The sequence below is a fragment of the Aquamicrobium aerolatum DSM 21857 genome (genome assembly GCF_900113935.1).
Taxonomy (GTDB): Bacteria; Pseudomonadota; Alphaproteobacteria; order Rhizobiales; family Rhizobiaceae; genus Aerobium; species Aerobium aerolatum.
Genome location: NZ_FORF01000008.1, coordinates 99,762 through 117,136, shown reverse-complemented (window position 1 = coordinate 117,136; position 17,375 = coordinate 99,762). Strand labels below are relative to the sequence as shown.

Below are 17,375 nucleotides of genomic sequence, written 5' to 3'. Positions count from 1 at the left end.
GCCTATAGCATTCAAAACGCCGAATATTCTGGAAAATCTAGCTTTGAATTATCTTCTGTTCTGACAGAATCCATCTCTGCAAGAAAGGAATATACCATGAGAAAAGCGGCCATTTCCTTTATCGCGTCCTTCAGCGTGCTGACATTTGTTGTCCCCTCGTCCTCCGCTCCCTATGTCCCCCAGCCCACTCAGGCATCGTCAGATGTGGTCGACGTACAATATCGTCGCGACCGGCACTATCATGACCGGTTTGAGCGCCGTGGCCGGGATACCTACTGGCGCGGCCATCGCGGCTATCGCCATGCGCGGCCTGGCTATCGTCGCCATGGTGACTACTGGTTTCCGCCGGCAGCCTTTGCGCTGGGTGCGATCATCGGCGGCGCGATGAAGGCACAGGAGCCACCGATTCGCTACCGTCCACGTGGCGGCGCCCACGCCGAATGGTGCTTCAGCCAGTACCGCTCATACCGTGCCTCCGACAATACGTTTCAACCCTATAACGGCCCACGCCGTCAGTGCGTCTCGCCTTACGGTTGAACCAGCCAACCTGCACCGACAATTGCGCGTCGAGGAGGCGCAATTGTCGGTGGGGACGCGCACTACGCGTCGATGCTGACAGCGCCAATCGGATTGGAACAGCAGGCGAGGATATAGCCTTCCTCGATATCCTCGTCGGTGATGCCGCCATTGTGCAGCATGTGCACCTGCCCTTCGGTCTTGAGCACCTTGCAGGTGCCACAAATGCCCATCGTGCAGCCTGATGGGATCACCAGCCCGGCAGAACGCGCAACCGCCAGCAATGTGTCGGTCTCGTTGCACTTCACGGTCACGCCCGACAGGTTGAAACTGACCTCGGAGGTATTTGCATCCTGTGGCACCACGTCGTCGGGGACGACCTCGACCTCGGCAGTCGGCGCATGAAAGCTCTCCTGATGATAGCGCTCCATGTCATAGCCGAGCCCGACCAAGGCTTCGCGCACCGCGCGCATGAACGGCTCCGGTCCACAGCAGAACACTTCGCGCTCCAGGTAATCCTGCGCCATCAGCCCCAGCATGAGCTGGTTGAACATGCCGCGATAGCCGGTCCATGGCGTATAGGGGTCTGTCCCCTCCACCACCCAGTGAAGATCGATGCCGTCGACGCGCGCGGCCATGTGCTCCAGCCGTTCGCGAAAGATGATGTCGGACGGACGGCGCGCGCAATTGACGAACACGACATCCATGCTCCGACCGGAATCGTAGAGAAAGGTCGTCATCGTCATCATCGGCGTGATGCCGGAACCGGCGGAAATGAAGAGATATTTCTCCGCCGGGTGCTGCATGAACGAAAACTTGCCGGCAGGTCCGACGGCACGGATCCGCATACCCGGCCGCAGATTGTCGAACATCCACCGCGTGCCGACCGAATCCGGCTGCGCCTTGACGGTGATCGTCAGCGAGGTTGGCCGCGAGGGCGACGACGAGATCGTATAGGTACGGTAGATCGGACCGCCCGGCATCGGCAGTTCGATGGTGATGAACTGCCCCGGTTCGAAATTGAACAGCCGGCGTGATGGGCTCTGGAAACAGAACGTCATCACATTCGGCGCCTCGGGCAGAAACGAGACGCATTCCAGCGCCTCATCATCCGACCAGAATTCCAGCCGCGGCTTCAGCGCCGTATTCATCGCGCTACTCCGCAGCGATCGCCAGCGGGGTGAGCGAACGCTCCAGCGATCCGGCATACCAGTCGACAAACTGGATCACGCCGCTTTCCCAATCCGGCGAATAAGGACCGGGCTGATAGGCCGGCGAGAGGATACCGCGCTGGTTCGTCTCGGTGATCTCACGATCCTCATCATTGGTGGCGTTCCACACCTCGGTGAGACGCTTGAGATCGTAATCGACGCCCTCGACCGCATCCTTGTGAACCAGCCACGTCGTCGTGACTTCGGTTTCCATCGGGCTGATCGGCGTGACGCGGAAGGTCAGCGAGTGGTCGGGCAGGAAGTGGTTCCAGGTGCTGGGATAATGGAACATCAGCAACGAGCCGGCATCGGGCAGTTCTACCCTGCCCAGCTTCTTTGCCACCGCCGCCTTGCCGTCCATCGTGAAACTGACGGCGGGGTCTTCCAGCGGCATGCGCGCGACGCGGTATTGCCCGTCATCCGAGATCATGAACTGCGCCGGTGCGCCCGCAGAAGCGCAGCGGTCAAAATGCGCCTGCAGCTTCGCCGAGATCGAGCCGTCTGGCGAAACGCCTGCAATTTCAGGATCAAGCGGGAATGACCGGCACAGCGCAGGGTGATTGGCGCTGCAGTGGTAGCATTCGCGGTTGTTCTCCCACACCAGCTTCCAGTTGGCCCTCTCGATGAAGGTGGAAGTATGCGCCACCTTGGCGTCGTTCAGATCGTGAACGTCCAGATAGGGCGACGCCATCCTGGCAAACGCATCGAAATCGGGGGCCGTGGGCGCGAGGCAGACATAGATCAGCCCCTTCAGGTTGCGCAGGTGAACCGGCTTCAGCCCATGTTGTGTCGGGTCAAAGTCCGGCCCCATATTGCTGGCCCATAGCAACTTGCCGTCCAGATCATAGGTCCACTGGTGGTACGGGCAGACCAGTTTGGCCACCTGCCCCTCGCGCGACTTGCAGACGATCGAGCCGCGATGCCGGCACGAATTGTGAAACGCGCGGATTTCCCCGTCGCGCCCTCGCACGATGACAATTTCATAAGCGCCAACGCGCATCGTCACATAGCTGCCGGTCTTGATCAGCTGGCATGCCGGAATCGCGTAAAGCCAGTCGCGATAAAAAATATGCTCCAGATCGGCCTGATAGACGTCCTGTGACACGTAGAACGGCTGCTGGAGAGCGTGCGCTGGTGCGCGATGGGCAAGAAGCTCATGAATATTCGCCATTTTCGCTATCCTCCGCCGGCAATCAAGCTTAACCTCAGCTAAAATCATCCTCGCAGTACGGCCTTCTGACAACTGCAGAAAATTTCATCTTGAGTTAGATGAACTAATGCAAAACCAGTTCTCCGACACATTTCCGGCGTAAGGTTTCCAATGACATCTCCCTACGATCTGTCGTCGATGACGGCGCTGATCTGCTTTGAGGCGGCGGCGCGAAACTCCAGCTTCAAGAAGGCGGCACAGGAGATGAATGTGACGCCCGCCGCTGTCAGCCATCAGATCAAGGCGCTGGAAGCCGATCTTGGCTGCATGCTGTTTCAACGCCGTCATCGCAGCGTCGAGCTGACTGAAAAGGGAGCGTTCCTGTTTCTCGCAATTCAGCGCGGCTTCGAAGCCGTTTCAGATGGCGTCAGTCAGTTGCGCACCCGGACCGAAACGGTCGACGTCACCATCGCCACCTCCACCGCAATCAGTTCACTCTGGCTGACGCCCAAAATGCCCGGATTTTGGAAACTTCACCCGGAGATCACCGTCTCGCAGATCATCAGCGACGTGCCGGTCCACCACAGCCGATGCGATCTGAGTGTGCATTATGGCGACGCGCGCAGCGACGATGCGGACGTGCGAGAGCTATTCCGCGACCACATCGTCGCCTTGGGAACCCGCCGCTTTGCCGCCGAGCATTCGATCCACAGCGTCGACGATTTGCTGCGCGTCCCGCTGGTGCATCTGAGCGGCGAAGACACCGGCTGGACGACCTGGGCCGACTGGTTCGCCGCCCTCGACCGCCCAGCGCCCAAGGGGCGCAAGTTTCACGTCAACAACTACATGATCGCTTTGCAGGCAGCGCAGGATGACGTTGGCGCGGTGCTCGGCTGGGACGGCCTGGTTGGCGACCTGATGCGAGACGGGCGCTTGGTGCGGCTCGTGCCCGAAGGCATCCCCTCACCTGGCGTCTTTTATCTCAAGACCCACCCCCGCGCCTCCGCAAAGGCACGGCTTTTCGCCAACTGGCTGGCCCGAACCTCATAGCCGTGCGGGGTCACAGATTCTTGGCTACCCGCAACCCGTCATAGATCGCCGCATGCGTGTTGCGCGCCGCCACAGCATCACCGATCCGGAAAAGCTGGAACCGGCCATCCTCATTGCGCATCACATTCTGCGGCTCGCCTGCAATCAGCGCCTCGTAGGACACCTCGCCAAGATTGGACGACAGCGGCTTCAGCGAGAAATACAACTCGTCCAGCGGGATCGTGCCATGGTTGACGACGATCTGGTCGAAGACGCGCTGACGGGCGACGCCGCCATAATCGCTGCCAAGATGTGCGCGCAGTTCGTTGCCGTGCCGCTCCACCGCCTCGAGCCGCCAGGTCACGGTGAAGGTCACATCATACTTCTGCAGAGAACGCATGTAGGGAACGAGGTTCATCGCCATCACTTCCGGCGCAAACGAACGGTCCGGCGTCATGATCTCAACCCGCGCACCCGCCTTTGCGAGAATTTCAGCGGCCTGCAAGCCGGCATGGTCTCCCGCGTCGTCGAAAACGAGCACATTGGCGCCCGGCTTCACGTCGCCTGAAATGATGTCCCAGGCCGACACGACAAGGTCATTGCCTGTCGACAAAATCTCCGTGTGCGGCAACCCGCCCGTCGCGACGATGACGACGTCGGGATTTTCGGAGGCAATCGTCTCCGGCTCTGCCCAGCTGTTGAACTGAATGCGCACGCCCAGTTTTTCACATTGCGCAAGACGCCAGTCGATGATGCTGATCATCTCGCGCCGGCGCTCGCTCTGGGCCGTCAGGCGAATCTGCCCGCCCGCCTGCGGCGCTGCTTCATGGACAACGACCTCATGGCCGCGTTCCGCTGCAACGCGCGCTGCCTCAAGGCCAGCGGGCCCCGCGCCGACAATCACAATTTTCTTACGCTGCGCCGCCTTGGGCACGACATGCGGCATCGTCAGTTCGCGACCCGTGGCAGCGTTGTGGATGCAATAGGCCGCGCCGCCCTGATAGATGCGGTCGAGGCAGTAATTCGCGCCGACGCATGGACGAATATCCTCCTCGCGCTTCTCGATGATCTTGCGCACGATATGCGGGTCGGTCATGTGCGCGCGGGTCATGCCTACCATGTCGATCTTGCCGGATGCGATCGCGTGCCGCGCGGTCGCGACGTCCGGGATCTTGGCGGCATGAAAGGTCGGAAAATTCGTCGCCACCCTGATCTCGCCGGCAAAATCCAGATGCGGCGAGTTCGCCATGCCCTGAATCGGGATGACGTCCGTCAAACCCGGGTCTGTATCGATGTGCCCGCGAATGACGTTGAGGTAGTCGACCAGCCCGCTGTCGCGCAGCCGCCGCGAAATATCGAGCCCCTCCTCCTTGCTGGTCCCGCCCGCCAGCCGCTCGTCGGCCGTGTAGCGCACACCGAGGATGAAATCGTCGCCGACACGCGCGCGGATCGCCTTCAGCACGTCGAAGCAGAACCGCATCCGGTTATCGAGCGAACCGCCATAGGGCTCGTCCAGTTCATTCGTCAGCGGCGAAGAGAACTGGTCAATCAGATGGCCATAGGCTTCCAGCTCGACGCCATCCATGCCGCCCGCCTTCATCCGCTCCGCCGCGTCGGCGAAGTCGCTGATGATGCGCTCGATGTCCCAGTCTTCCAGCTTCTTCGGAAACGCGCGATGCGCAGCTTCGCGGTGATGCGAAGGCGCAACGACGGGCAGCCAGTCGCCCTTGTCCCAGCGGGTCCGCCGCCCAAGATGCGTCAGCTGGATCATGATCGCCGCGCCCTCTTCGTGCACGGCATCGGTCATCTGCCGGACCCACGGAACGATCTCGTCCTTGTAGGCGAGCAGATTGTTGAACACCGGCGGGCTGTCGCGCGACACCGCCGCCGAGCCGGCCGTCATGGTCATCGCCACGCCACCCCTGGCCCGCTCCACCGTATAGGCGCGATAAAGATCCTTCGGCATCCCATCCTCGGGATAGGCCGGCTCATGCGAAGTGACGATGATGCGGTTTCTCAGCGTCAGATGCTTGAGCTGGAACGGCTGAAGAAGCGGATCGCTGGACATTGTCGACCTCCCGGCGTGCAGACCATGACGCAACGGTAAGTCAAAATGTTCATACGTGTCAATTTTGAAAACACATATGTCCATTAGATCGACATTGATGCGCAGACACATTGTGTGGGGCTCTCGCCCTTGCTAGAAATCAGCATGGCACAGGAAACGACCGACACCGGCTGGCGCGGCTCGCCTGATTTATGGCTGCAGGCCGCCTATGAGGCGCTCGTCGAAAGCGGCGTCGACGCGGTCCGCATCCTGCCGCTCGCTAAGCAGCTGAAACTGTCACGGACGAGCTTCTACTGGTTCTTCAAGGATCGCGACGCGCTGCTCGACGCGCTGGTGGCTCGTTGGCAGCGCGACAACACCGGCAGCATCATTAGCCGCTCGGAGGCCTACGCCGAGACGCTGGCCGAGGCGATGCTCAACGTGTTCGACTGCTGGCTCGACAGCAACCTGTTCGACTCGCGCTTTGAATTTGCCGTGCGCAGCTGGGCCCTCCAGTCGGATGCCCTTCTGCAGAAGGTTCAGGAGGCCGACGAGTTGCGCATCGCGGCGCTCGCCCGCATGTTCGCCCGGTTCGGAAATTCCGGTCCGATCTCAGACGCGCGCGCGCGCACCACCTATCTCGTCCAGATCGGCTACATTTCGATGCAATCGCGCGAAGACATCGCGCTTCGCATGCAGCGCATCCCGCATTATGTCGAAATTTTCACCGGCGCCGCCCCCCTCCAACGCGAGCTCGACCGCTTCCACGCCAGACATGACTACACGAGCCAGGGTTCATAACGCCAAAGCACATATCAGCTTCCAACCGCATCACCCGCGGTCAAAAAGCGCCATGAAAAACACCCAGCCAGGAACCATTGCATTGTTTTCGTTCTGCGTATGCGACGCAGTCGGGCTGCACACGGATTTGACGTAGGCGGCCTGAGGCAGAGACACGCCAATATAGCGTTCGGTAAATTCGCTGTTGATGCAAAACTGCTTTTTCTTGTCGCCTGCGTGTGCAAATTTCCGGGCACGATCTTCGTCCGGATCGAAAACCCATACCGGCACATTGCTGATGTCAGCACCCGTCTGCTCAAAGAAAGGTGTCATCGGCGGGACATGATCCGCATAGACGACGATCACGGCTTCGGGATTGTCCTTACGAACCCAATCCACAAACGAAACCGTGTCCGAGACGGTACGTTCCGCTCTCAGCTGATAGCCATGCGCCCCCAGGTCACCGTCGACCTCCTCATATGGCCCATGCATATGAACGGTAATCAAGTGCACAAAATAGGGGTCGGAGCCGAGCTGCTTCAATAACCCCTTTGCGGCATCGAACAGATGGCGGTCCCTCGGAAAATAATTCTCCTCGTCCGAAATATTCAGATCGCGGACATCATAAAACTCGTCGAACCCAAGAAGCGGCGCGACCGTGCGGCGAAACCACATGCTCGAGTGAAAATTGTGAGCGGCAAGGGTCGTGTGACCCAGCGACTTGTAGAGGCTGGCGAGTGTGTATGTGTTTTCGGAAAAGAAATCCCGATACTCCTGATAAAGTATTCCACTGACGCTTGGGTGCCGAACCGGAAGGCCAACCATCCACTCCATTGTCGAGTTCGGCGTCCCGCCACCGGAAACGGGAGATACACTTCTAAAAGTGGCCGTAGCTGCGCGAGTCAGAGGCTCGAAAGTCGACTTGAAATTCTTGTCGTCGTACCAGCATGACTCGCACAGAATGAAGATCACCTGCTTGGGACGATCCTCATCCAGTCCGGTCATATCCTGAACGAACTCCGCACGCTGCGCGGCGGTCGGTTCCGGCGGGAAATTTCGCAGCGACGTCTGCAAGAGATGCACAAAAATCCCATTGTGCATGAAGTTCTGCGCCATCGCCCAGCTGCGATATTCAAAGCCGGCCCACTTCAGCCCGTCCCCCAGCTTTGCGCGATAATGATCGTGGAAGGCAGAAAAAACAACGCAAACGGTGACAAGCAAGGCAAGCCGAAGTGCAAGCTCCTGTTTTCGCCGGCGTCGAAACAAGAACACAAAAGAAATCGCCACAAGCGCAATCAGAGCCGCAATGAGAGCGACATCAAGAACGCCCAAATACTTAACAACAACAGAAGAATTTTCTGTATTCGTAAGATCATTAAATATTAATGGCTCACCCAGATAGCCACGCTTGATCTCTGAAATATAATATACAACGAGCGACGTGACCGCGAGCGCGACCAGCGACTGAATTCTTGAAAAGATAGATCTAAAGAAAGAATAGCCAAAAAACCCAAAAATCATATGCACAGCGACATATCCAAAAATATAATCTGGATACGTCTTTGATATTTTAAAATCTATACCAAGTCTTGATACCAGCGCAACTATAGCAAAAGCCACCAATATAGATGGAAGCTCTCGCATTATTGCAACATGAAATCTATCTATACGCATGATAACAGGCCGATTCACTAAACAATACGTTAGCCTGCTACGCATCACTCTCGGATCAGTCAAGTTACTATTACGGCTATCGACGCCAACCCGGCGCCCTGACGCCTAGGCCCGGGATGCAAAGAAGTACTTCCTATACTTAAGTATGTTTTCAGGTGAGTTTGACAGCGAGCGAGACGCGAGATGACCGGGAGCTTTCGGAAATCGGCGCAAGTCTCCTCAAAGATCATCCGCCAATAAAATTGCCGCGATTACCGGATCGCCACCTGTGATCGAAAGCCTGCGTCTCCTGCGCGGGCGCGACGAAGCTCAAGCGCGCTGCTGCCACCAAGTGTTCACAGAAAGATTGTGGTTGAATAAAACCATAAATTGACTTCGCGGCCCCTGTCGGCGCAATATGTAGTGGTTACGGTCTTTCGTGCCTTCGGGTTCGAAAGCTAAGAGGGAAGTCGGTGCCCGTCAGGAAATCCGACGCTGCCCCCGCAACTGTAAGCAGTGAGTTCCTGTCGATGTTCGCCACTGGTGCCGAGGCACTGGGAAGGCTGACCGGAGCGGTGCACTGTGAGCCAGGAGACCTGCCGTGACTTAATGTTTCGAACCTCGGGCGGGGTGTCCCGGTGGTGCGCATTGGCTCAAGCGGCATTGCATGCCGTGACTCATGCGTTCTGCCCTCCCCGTCCGTCAACGACACGGGGATATGATGTCGGCGACCGCTACTTTCCAGCCTGTGACAACGGGCCTTTTCACGCTTCCCAGCCAACCGGGCGATCCGAACATTGCGGAGCCTGCGTATCAGATTGTCCGGCGAAACGGGACCGTGACCCCTTTCGATGGCGGCAAGATCAGCGTGGCTCTGACGAAGGCATTTCTCGCTGTTGAAGGGTCGGCCGCAGCGGGATCGCGCCGGGTTCATGATGCTGTCGCCGAATTGACGTCGCAGGTGGTGTCGGCGCTGATGCGGCGCTCGGGCGAAAGCCGTCTGTTTCATATCGAAGATGTGCAGGATCAGGTCGAACTTGCGCTGATGCGCGGTGAACATCACAAGGTCGCGCGCGCCTACGTGCTTTATCGCGAGGAGCGCAACCGCGAGCGTGCGGCAGAACAGAAGCGCGAGACCGCCGCTCCTTCATCGCTTCACATGCTTGCGGAAGACGGCACCCGTCGCCCGCTTGATGAAGCGCGCCTGGCGCAGATCATCGAGGAAGCCTGCAGCGGGCTTGAAGCGGTGGCGGCCGATGCCATTCTGTCCGAAACGATGCGTAATCTCTACGATGGCATCACGCAGGACGAACTTGCCCTTGCACCGATCATGGCAGCGCGCACGCTGATCGAGCAGGAGCCGAACTACGCCTATGTCGCTGCACGCCTGCTGCTGGATCGTCTGCGCCGCGAAGCGCTGACCCATGTCGAAGGCTATCCCGAGCAGGCGACACAGAGCGACATGCTCACCCGCTACGCAACCTACTTCCCGGCATTCATCCGCACGGGTGTCGATGCCGGCCTGATTGACGCCGAACTCGCCCGCTTCGATCTTGAGCGCATTGGCGCGGCCCTGAAGCCCGAGCGCGACCTCAACTTCCAGTATCTCGGGCTGCAGACGCTCTATGATCGCTATTTCCTGCACACGAAGGGCAAGCGTTTCGAACTGCCGCAGGCCTTCTTCATGCGCGTTGCGATGGGGCTGGCGATCCGTGAGGTCGACCGCGAGGCGCGCGCCATCGAGTTCTACGATCTCCTGTCGTCTTTCGACTTCATGGCGTCGACCCCGACATTGTTCAACGCTGGCACGACACGGCCACAGCTGTCATCTTGCTTCCTGACCACGATCGGCGACGACCTCGACGCAATTTTCAAGGGCATCAAGGACAATGCGCTGCTGGCCAAATATTCTGGTGGGCTTGGCAATGACTGGACGCCGGTGCGCGGGTTGGGTGCGCACATCAAGGGCACCAACGGCGAAAGCCAGGGCGTCGTGCCATTCCTGAAAGTCGCCAACGACACCGCCATCGCGGTCAATCAGGGCGGCAAGCGCAAGGGCGCCGTCTGCGCCTATCTGGAAACCTGGCATGTCGACATCGAGGAATTCCTCGACCTGCGCAAGAACACGGGCGACGACCGCCGCCGTACCCATGACATGAACACGGCGAACTGGGTTCCGGACTTGTTCATGGAGCGTGTCGCGCTCGATAGCGACTGGACGCTGTTCTCGCCGGATGAGACACCCGACCTGCACGATCTTTACGGGCAGGAATTCTGTGCAGCCTATGAAGCGTACGAAGAAAAGGCCGCGCGCGGCGAATTGAGAGTGCACCGCACAGTCCGCGCACTCGATCTGTGGCGCAAGATGCTGACGATGCTGTTCGAGACCGGGCATCCGTGGATCACTTTCAAGGATCCCTGCAACATCCGCTCGCCACAGGGCCATGTCGGCGTGGTGCACTCGTCAAACCTTTGCACGGAAATCACCCTCAACACCTCAAAGGATGAGGTCGCGGTCTGCAATCTCGGCTCCGTCAACCTTCTCAACCATCTCGATGAGAATGGACTCGACCTGTCACGGCTGGAGCGCACGGTACGCATTGCCATGCGCATGCTCGACAATGTCGTCGACATCAATTTCTATACGATCCCTGAAGCGCGCACATCCAATCTGCGCCATCGCCCGGTCGGACTGGGGCTCATGGGCTTCCAGGATGCCTTGCAGAAATTGCGCATCCCCTACGCCTCTGAAGCGGCGGTGGAATTTGCCGACCGCTCGATGGAAGCGATCAGCTACAACGCGATCTCGGCCTCAGTGGATCTCGCCGCCGAGCGTGGGTGCTATGAAAGCTTCGACGGCTCGCTGTGGTCGAGAGGCATCCTGCCCGTCGACTCCATCCGTCTCCTCAAAGAAGCGCGTCCCAGCGTCAGCATGGACGAAAGCAGTACGCTCGACTGGGAGAGTTTGCGCAAGCGGGTGCGCAAGGTCGGCATGCGCAACTCGAACACCATGGCCATCGCTCCAACCGCGACCATCTCGAACATCTGCGGCGTCTCGCAGTCGATCGAACCGGCCTACCAGAACCTGTTCGTCAAATCGAACATGTCGGGCGACTTCACCGTCGTGAATGCGCAACTCGTTCACGACCTCAAGGCGCGCGGGCTGTGGGATGAGGTGATGGTCTCGGACCTAAAATATTTCGACGGCTCCATCGGTCAGATCGACCGTATCCCCGACGATCTCAAGGCGCTTTACGCCACCGCGTTCGAACTTGATTCCGCATGGCTGATCGAGGCGGCTTCGCGTCGTCAGAAATGGATCGATCAGGCGCAGTCGCTGAACCTTTACATCGCCAACCCCAGCGGAAAGAAGCTCGACGAACTCTACCGCCTCGCATGGCGCAAGGGGCTCAAGACGACCTATTACCTGCGCTCGCGGTCGGCAACGCATGTCGAGAAGTCGACGCTCAAAGGCACGGACGGAAAGCTCAATGCGGTTTCAGCCGTGCAGGCATCCGCTCCCATCAACATTGACGTCAATGCCGCGTGGGGCAAGGCCTGCGCCATTGACGATCCAGAATGCGAAGCCTGCCAGTAAGGGGGGCTGAAGGAGAAACGAACATGCTCAACTGGTCTGAACCACAAAATTCCAGCGCAGCTCCACAGGGTGGCGAAGCTGACGCCACAGGTCTGGGAGAGATCGAGCGCGGCGGCGCGCGCGTCTCCGTCGACGACAAGCGCATGATCAATGCCCGCGCCGACGTGAACCAGCTTCTGCCGCTCAAATACCGCTGGGCGTGGGAAAAATACCTCGCAGGCTGCAACAATCACTGGATGCCGACGGAAGTGTCGATGCAGGCCGACATTGCGTTGTGGAAATCGAAGGACGGCCTCACCGAAGACGAACGCCGGATGCTCAAGCGCAATCTGGGCTTCTTCGCCGCGTCGGAATCGCTGGTGGCCAACAACATCGTTCTGGCGATCTACCGCCACCTCACCAACCCCGAATGCCGCCAATATCTGCTGCGGCAGGCATTCGAGGAGGCGATCCACACGCACACCTTCCAATACATCGTTGAAAGCCTTGGCCTCGATGAAGGCGAGTTGTTCAACATGTACCGCGAGGTGCCGTCGATCACCGACAAGGCCGCCTGGGCACTGAAGCACACGCAGAACCTGGACGATCCGGACTTCAGGACCGGCACGCTCGAAGCCGATCAGGCGTTCCTGCGCGACCTCGTCGCCTTCTATGTCATCTTCGAGGGCATGTGGTTCTACACCGGTTTCGCACAGATCCTGTCTCTGGGCCGACGCAACAAGATGGTCGGCATCGCCGAGCAGTATCAGTACATCCTGCGCGATGAATCGATCCATCTCAACTTCGGCATCGACGTGATCAACCAGATCAAGATCGAGAACCCGCATCTGTGGACCGACGATTTCCAGAACGAGATTCGCGCCATGATTACCGAGGCGGCCGAGCTGGAGGCAGCCTATGGTCGTGACACAATGCCCCGTGGCTTCCTTGGGCTCAATGCGGCGCTGTGCGAGCAGTACATGCACTTCATCGCCAACCGCCGCTGCGCCCAGCTTGGATTGCAGCCGGTCTTTGCCGAGGTCGAAAATCCGTTCCCCTGGATGTCGGAGGCAATGGATCTGAAGAAGGAAAAGAACTTCTTCGAGACCCGCGTCATCGAATATCAGAATGGCGGGGCGCTGAACTGGGAATGACAAGACGCGAGGGGCGACCTTGGTCGCCCCTCGCGCTACCTATGCACCACATGTCTTGATCCCGAAACCGGTGCCCACTTTCGGGAGACATGCTTGTTCTTGCGCATGTCTTGGTCCGAAACCGCTTCCCACTTTCGCGAGACATGCGCTAGCCTTCCGAGCGAGCCAGCGCGATCGACTGCTTCACTGCTTCCTTGTCCATGGCGCCGGCATAAATGCGTTTGCCAATGACGAAGGCCGGAGTGCCATTGAAGCCGAACATGTTGGCCTGATCCGTGTTGCGCTCGATGATCCCGTCGACCCGCGCAATATCTTTTTCAAACGCCGCCAGCATTGCCTTGGGATCAAGACCTGCTGCCGCGAGCGCGGCGTCGACATCCTTGTTCGAAAGCCGGGCTGGCGTTGCCATGACAGCGTTGAGTGCCCGCTCATAATCTTCGCCGGCAGCCAGAACGAGGCTTGAGGCATGGAGCGAACCACCGCCGAAGATCGGCCAGTCTTTCATGACCAGCCGAACATTTCCGTCTTCACGGATGACATCCAGCAAATCCTTGTGGCCACGCTTGCAGTAGGGACATTGGTAATCGAAATATTCGGCAATCGTAACGTCGCCGGACGGGTTTCCCAAAGCCGGAATTTCAGGGTCGAAAAAAACTTCTTCCATCGTCAGCTGGCGCTGCGCATGGGCCATCGGCGCAAAACCGCCCAGCGCCGCTGCTGCGAGCGTACCGGTCAGCAAGTCTCGTCTGTTCAACATTTCAGGTCTCCATTCTCAATCTGTATCGGAAGTCAGCGCTTCGATCCGCGCCTGCAGTGTTTCGCGGGAAATCTCACCCAGATGCGCATGCCGCAGCACGCCGCCGGCATCGATGAACAAGGTGGCGGGCAGACCCGGCGCACCGTAGTGCTGGCGAAGCTGGCCGAACGAATCCAGCAACACGTGGTCGAGCATGATCCCATTGCGCTCGAGATAGTCGCCGACCGCGCCGCGCCCCTCGCCCTGATTGGCGAAAATGAAAACCGTACCGGGCGTGGATCGCGCGACATCGGCCATCATCGGCATCTCACGCCGGCATGGCGGGCACCATGTCGCCCACAGGTTGACGACCATCGGCTTGCCGCGAACCTCCTCCAGCGCGAGGGGTTCGCCGGCAAGCGTCTCGAATGCCAGTTGCGGCAGCGGCACGGAACGGGTGCCGCCCGTAAGCTGCGCGGTCATGTTCCAGACCACCAGTCCCAGCACCACCGGCAGCAAAGCCCAGCCGCGCAGACGCGCGCCCTTGAGCATCAGGAAGCTGAGCATGACGGCCAGGATGCCGGCAGGCGCATAGAAACCGCCATCCCAGATGGCGATGATCCGCAGCGGCTCGGCAAGGAAATTGTCCAGGTGCTGCAAGACATGACCAGCGCGTGCAGCCCCTATCCCTGCCACAAGCGCTATCCAGGACCATGAGTTGAAACGCGGATCGATTTTCCTGGCCAACCCGCCGGTCACCACGAGAAAGATGAACATGCCGAGGATGACAGCAAAGCGGTCTGCCGCCAGCACCAGCGGCCCAAGCGAAACTGCGTTCACGCTACAGGCCCCTCGCACGATTGGTGGACTGCATCATGTCCGCACTTTTCACATTGCCCGTCAGGCGCGTACCGGTCAATTCACGCGCGCCAGCATCGAAGAAGAGCATCGTCGGCGGCCCCGCGACACGCAGGGTTTTCATGAGCTGCGCACGTTCACCGTCAAAATCGGTCACATCCACCTTCAGGAGTTGCATTTTGCCGAGGGCCAACTGGACGCCGTTGTCGGAAAACACCGAGCGCTCGATTGACCGGCAGGTGACGCACCAGTCAGCGGTGAAATAGACAAGCGAAGGCCGCTCCGTGGCTGCAAGCTGCGACTGTAGTTCTTCTGCCGAATTGATCGTTGCAAACCGCAGCTCGGACGCAGCCGACGGAGCGCCACCGGAGTTTGCCAGGGCCGCCAGCGGCTTGAACGGATCGGTCGATCCGGCTGCCGCACCTACGGCAAGCGCTGCCCCCCAGATGAAAGCCATTGACGCAAGCGTGCGGGCAAGGACGTGCAGCCGGCTTGTGCGAAACTCGGACCAGAACAGAAAACTCGCCACGCCAAACAGCAGCCCGGCATAGAGCACCAGATCGAGGCTGGATGGCATCAGCGGCGTCGCCAGCCAGATCGCGGTTCCAAGAAAGACAACCGCAAAGCCTGATTTGACCTTCTCCATCCACGCGCCCGCACGTGGCAACAGCCTGCCGCCAATCGTCCCCATCACCAGCAGCGGCACGCCTTTTCCCAGCCCCAGCGCAAACAGCGCCGCTGCGCCGAGCACGGTGTCGCCGGTGCGTGCGATGTAGAGCAGCGCGCCTGCCAAGGGTGCGGTCACGCAAGGCCCGACGATCAACGCAGATGAGAAGCCCAGAGCCGACGCCGCGCCGAGCGAACCGCCGCTCTTTGCCGTTCTGGAGGCAATCCAGCTTGTCATGGACGATGGCAGCTGCAATTCGAACAGACCGAACATGGACAGCGCCAGCGCGACGAACACGGCCGCGATGAAGCCGGTCATCCATGTCGATTGCAGGTACATCTGGAGGTTCTGCCCCGACCAGCCCGCTGCCGCCCCAACCAGAGCGAAAGCCGTGGCCAGACCAAGAACATACGCTGCCGTCAGCATGAAGCCGCGTCCGGGCGTCAGCGCCTCGCCTTCCCTTGCAAGCGCGCTGGCGACAATCGGATACATCGGGAAAACACAGGGCGTGAAGGCAAGCAGGATACCGAAAAGCAGGAACATTCCCAGCGTTGCGGTCACCCCGCTGCGGCCAAGAAGCGTTTCGACAAGATTTTCCTCGGGCGCAAGTTCAAAGCCGCCCGCGGCTGGCGAGGCTGGAGTGGACCAGTTTACCCCCGTCGCGGGCTGCGCCGACGGGTTGCTCATCGCAAGCGTTACCGGATCAATCAGCCGTCGTTCCGGCGCATAGCAGATGCCGTTTACCTGACATCCTTGATAGGTGATCTCGATCTGTCCGCCGCTCGCGCCGGCAATCGTCGCCGAGGTGCGATTATAGTAGACCTCAGACGGTCCGAAATTCGGATCATCCTCCATCGTGCCTGCCAGCGTTTCCATTTGCACAGGCGTCCCATCGGCGAAGCGGGCGCGCAGGCTGTCGCGGTAAAGATAATAGCCCTCGGCGATGGTCCAGTCGGCGACCAGCGAGGTTCCCGCCCCGTGACCCAGCGAAAGACTAAAGGCTTCATCTGGCTGCAACGGCTCGCTGAAGGGTGCGGAAGCATATGCGCCTGCCGGCAGGCAAAGCGTCAGCAGAAACCCGAAGATCGCGTTCTTCAATGCGCACTCCTTGATGTTCGCCCGAACTGAAATCTGGCTGGGACGACGGATGAGTGAGGCAGCTTAAGGCAGCCTTAAGGTAGGCAATGTCGATACCGGGCAGACATAACCGGAAGGAACTCGTATGGCCCGCCTTCAAGACCCTGTTTCTGATCTCATCCCATCGACCGGAACCGCGCGCATTGCACGGCGCAGCGTGCTCCTCGGCATCGGTGCTCTTGCCCTTTCGGGCTGCGTTTCGACTGCCAAACAGGCAGCGCCGGTCGCGCAACCCGTCACTCCGCCCAAGCGCGTCACACCGCTGATGTACCAGGCAATGCCCGACGAGCGCTTTCCGATCCCGGCTGTCGAAATCGCCCGGCTGGACGAGCGCTACTGGCGCACGGAGGTTGATTATCCCACCAGCGAGCGGCCCGGCACGCTTATTGTCGATACGCCGAACAAATATCTCTACCACGTCAAGCCGAACGGTCGTGCGGTGCGCTATGGTATCGGGGTTGGACGTGACGGCTTTTCGTGGGCGGGGCGTGCCATTGTTGCCTATCGCCGCGAGTGGCCACGCTGGACACCGCCGGATGCCATGGTCGCGCGGCAGCCGGAGCTTGAACCCTACAGCATCGCCAATGGCGGCATGGGTCCGGGGCTGAAGAATCCACTTGGCGCGCGTGCGCTCTACATTCACCAGAATGGCAAGGACACGCTTTATCGCGTTCATGGTTCGCCCGAAGCGTCAAGCATCGGCAAGGCCGTGTCGTCCGGTTGTATCCGCATGGTCAACCAGGACATCGTCCACCTGCATAGCGAAGTGCGCGATGGCAGCCCTATCGTCGTCATTCCCGATCCGTCGATGGAGCACCTTCTGGTGGCCTGACGCCATGGAATAGGCATGATCAGATGCT

Annotated in this window: 13 protein-coding genes and 1 riboswitch; of the genes, 6 read left to right on the top strand and 7 right to left on the bottom strand. The window is 59.6% G+C overall.

All coding sequences use genetic code 11. The annotated features are described in order from the left end of the window. The first annotated feature begins 96 nt into the window (after positions 1-96). Positions 97-537, top strand: coding sequence for a BA14K family protein (locus BMZ42_RS08455; RefSeq protein WP_091520982.1), 441 nt, complete (start codon positions 97-99; stop codon positions 535-537). 62 nt (positions 538-599) lie between these two features. Here BMZ42_RS08455 and BMZ42_RS08450 read toward each other — a convergent pair whose 3' ends face one another. Together BMZ42_RS08450 and BMZ42_RS08445 are read right to left on the bottom strand one after the other, a co-directional pair. Beyond that, positions 600-1,667 carry an FAD-binding oxidoreductase gene (locus BMZ42_RS08450; RefSeq protein ID WP_091520979.1) on the bottom strand — a complete coding sequence of 356 codons (1,068 nt, stop codon included), beginning with the start codon at positions 1,665-1,667 and terminating at the stop codon, positions 600-602. 4 nt (positions 1,668-1,671) lie between these two features. Next, positions 1,672-2,898, bottom strand: coding sequence for an aromatic ring-hydroxylating oxygenase subunit alpha (locus tag BMZ42_RS08445; RefSeq protein WP_091520976.1), 1,227 nt, complete (start codon positions 2,896-2,898; stop codon positions 1,672-1,674). Between the two features lie 150 nt (positions 2,899-3,048). Here BMZ42_RS08445 and BMZ42_RS08440 point away from each other — a divergent pair, with 150 nt between their 5' ends. After that, positions 3,049-3,927 carry a LysR substrate-binding domain-containing protein gene (locus tag BMZ42_RS08440; RefSeq protein WP_091520974.1) on the top strand — a complete coding sequence of 293 codons (879 nt, stop codon included), beginning with the start codon at positions 3,049-3,051 and terminating at the stop codon, positions 3,925-3,927. Between the two features lie 10 nt (positions 3,928-3,937). Here the strand turns inward: BMZ42_RS08440 and BMZ42_RS08435 are convergent, their stop codons facing one another. After that, entirely contained in the window at positions 3,938-5,974 is a 2,037-nt protein-coding gene (locus BMZ42_RS08435; protein ID WP_091520971.1) for an NADH:flavin oxidoreductase, read from the bottom strand. A gap of 144 nt (positions 5,975-6,118) precedes the next feature. On the opposite strand from BMZ42_RS08435, the gene BMZ42_RS08430 reads away from it, so the two are divergent. Beyond that, positions 6,119-6,754: a TetR/AcrR family transcriptional regulator gene (locus tag BMZ42_RS08430; protein ID WP_091520968.1), complete on the top strand. Its 636-nt coding sequence runs from the start codon at positions 6,119-6,121 to the stop codon at positions 6,752-6,754. A 30-nt stretch (positions 6,755-6,784) separates the two neighbouring features. Here BMZ42_RS08430 and BMZ42_RS08425 read toward each other — a convergent pair whose 3' ends face one another. Next, positions 6,785-8,377 carry an LTA synthase family protein gene (locus tag BMZ42_RS08425; protein WP_175556671.1) on the bottom strand — a complete coding sequence of 531 codons (1,593 nt, stop codon included), beginning with the start codon at positions 8,375-8,377 and terminating at the stop codon, positions 6,785-6,787. A 422-nt stretch (positions 8,378-8,799) separates the two neighbouring features. Continuing rightward, a riboswitch (cobalamin riboswitch) is annotated at positions 8,800-9,004 on the top strand. Positions 9,005-9,107: 103 nt separating this feature from the next. On the opposite strand from BMZ42_RS08425, the gene BMZ42_RS08420 reads away from it, so the two are divergent. After that, entirely contained in the window at positions 9,108-11,984 is a 2,877-nt protein-coding gene (locus BMZ42_RS08420; protein WP_091521134.1) for a ribonucleoside-diphosphate reductase subunit alpha, read from the top strand. A 23-nt stretch (positions 11,985-12,007) separates the two neighbouring features. Continuing rightward, complete coding sequence (locus tag BMZ42_RS08415) at positions 12,008-13,117, top strand: ribonucleotide-diphosphate reductase subunit beta (protein ID WP_091520964.1); 1,110 nt, start codon at positions 12,008-12,010, stop codon at positions 13,115-13,117. A 148-nt stretch (positions 13,118-13,265) separates the two neighbouring features. Here BMZ42_RS08415 and BMZ42_RS08410 read toward each other — a convergent pair whose 3' ends face one another. Genes BMZ42_RS08410 through dsbD form a run of 3 tightly spaced genes read right to left on the bottom strand, consistent with a single transcriptional unit; the run spans position 13,266 to position 16,476 of the window. Further along, positions 13,266-13,874 carry a DsbA family protein gene (locus BMZ42_RS08410; protein ID WP_091520961.1) on the bottom strand — a complete coding sequence of 203 codons (609 nt, stop codon included), beginning with the start codon at positions 13,872-13,874 and terminating at the stop codon, positions 13,266-13,268. Between the two features lie 15 nt (positions 13,875-13,889). Further along, positions 13,890-14,693: a TlpA disulfide reductase family protein gene (locus tag BMZ42_RS08405; RefSeq protein WP_091520959.1), complete on the bottom strand. Its 804-nt coding sequence runs from the start codon at positions 14,691-14,693 to the stop codon at positions 13,890-13,892. Between the two features lies 1 nt (position 14,694). After that, positions 14,695-16,476: a protein-disulfide reductase DsbD gene (gene dsbD, locus BMZ42_RS08400; protein WP_244523204.1), complete on the bottom strand. Its 1,782-nt coding sequence runs from the start codon at positions 16,474-16,476 to the stop codon at positions 14,695-14,697. A gap of 124 nt (positions 16,477-16,600) precedes the next feature. On the opposite strand from dsbD, the gene BMZ42_RS08395 reads away from it, so the two are divergent. Further along, complete coding sequence (locus BMZ42_RS08395; RefSeq protein WP_091520957.1) at positions 16,601-17,347, top strand: L,D-transpeptidase; 747 nt, start codon at positions 16,601-16,603, stop codon at positions 17,345-17,347. The last annotated feature ends 28 nt before the right edge of the window (positions 17,348-17,375 follow it).

Coding starts and splice junctions, on each gene's coding strand:
- BMZ42_RS08410 (WP_091520961.1), bottom strand. CDS start 13,874: ATGTTGAACAGACGAGACTTGCTGACCGGTACGCTCGCAGCAGCGGCG.
- BMZ42_RS08435 (WP_091520971.1), bottom strand. CDS start 5,974: ATGTCCAGCGATCCGCTTCTTCAGCCGTTCCAGCTCAAGCATCTGACG.
- BMZ42_RS08425 (WP_175556671.1), bottom strand. CDS start 8,377: ATGCGAGAGCTTCCATCTATATTGGTGGCTTTTGCTATAGTTGCGCTG.
- BMZ42_RS08440 (WP_091520974.1), top strand. CDS start 3,049: ATGACATCTCCCTACGATCTGTCGTCGATGACGGCGCTGATCTGCTTT.
- BMZ42_RS08420 (WP_091521134.1), top strand. CDS start 9,108: ATGTCGGCGACCGCTACTTTCCAGCCTGTGACAACGGGCCTTTTCACG.
- BMZ42_RS08395 (WP_091520957.1), top strand. CDS start 16,601: ATGGCCCGCCTTCAAGACCCTGTTTCTGATCTCATCCCATCGACCGGA.
- BMZ42_RS08430 (WP_091520968.1), top strand. CDS start 6,119: ATGGCACAGGAAACGACCGACACCGGCTGGCGCGGCTCGCCTGATTTA.
- BMZ42_RS08450 (WP_091520979.1), bottom strand. CDS start 1,667: ATGAATACGGCGCTGAAGCCGCGGCTGGAATTCTGGTCGGATGATGAG.
- BMZ42_RS08415 (WP_091520964.1), top strand. CDS start 12,008: ATGCTCAACTGGTCTGAACCACAAAATTCCAGCGCAGCTCCACAGGGT.
- BMZ42_RS08455 (WP_091520982.1), top strand. CDS start 97: ATGAGAAAAGCGGCCATTTCCTTTATCGCGTCCTTCAGCGTGCTGACA.
- BMZ42_RS08445 (WP_091520976.1), bottom strand. CDS start 2,898: ATGGCGAATATTCATGAGCTTCTTGCCCATCGCGCACCAGCGCACGCT.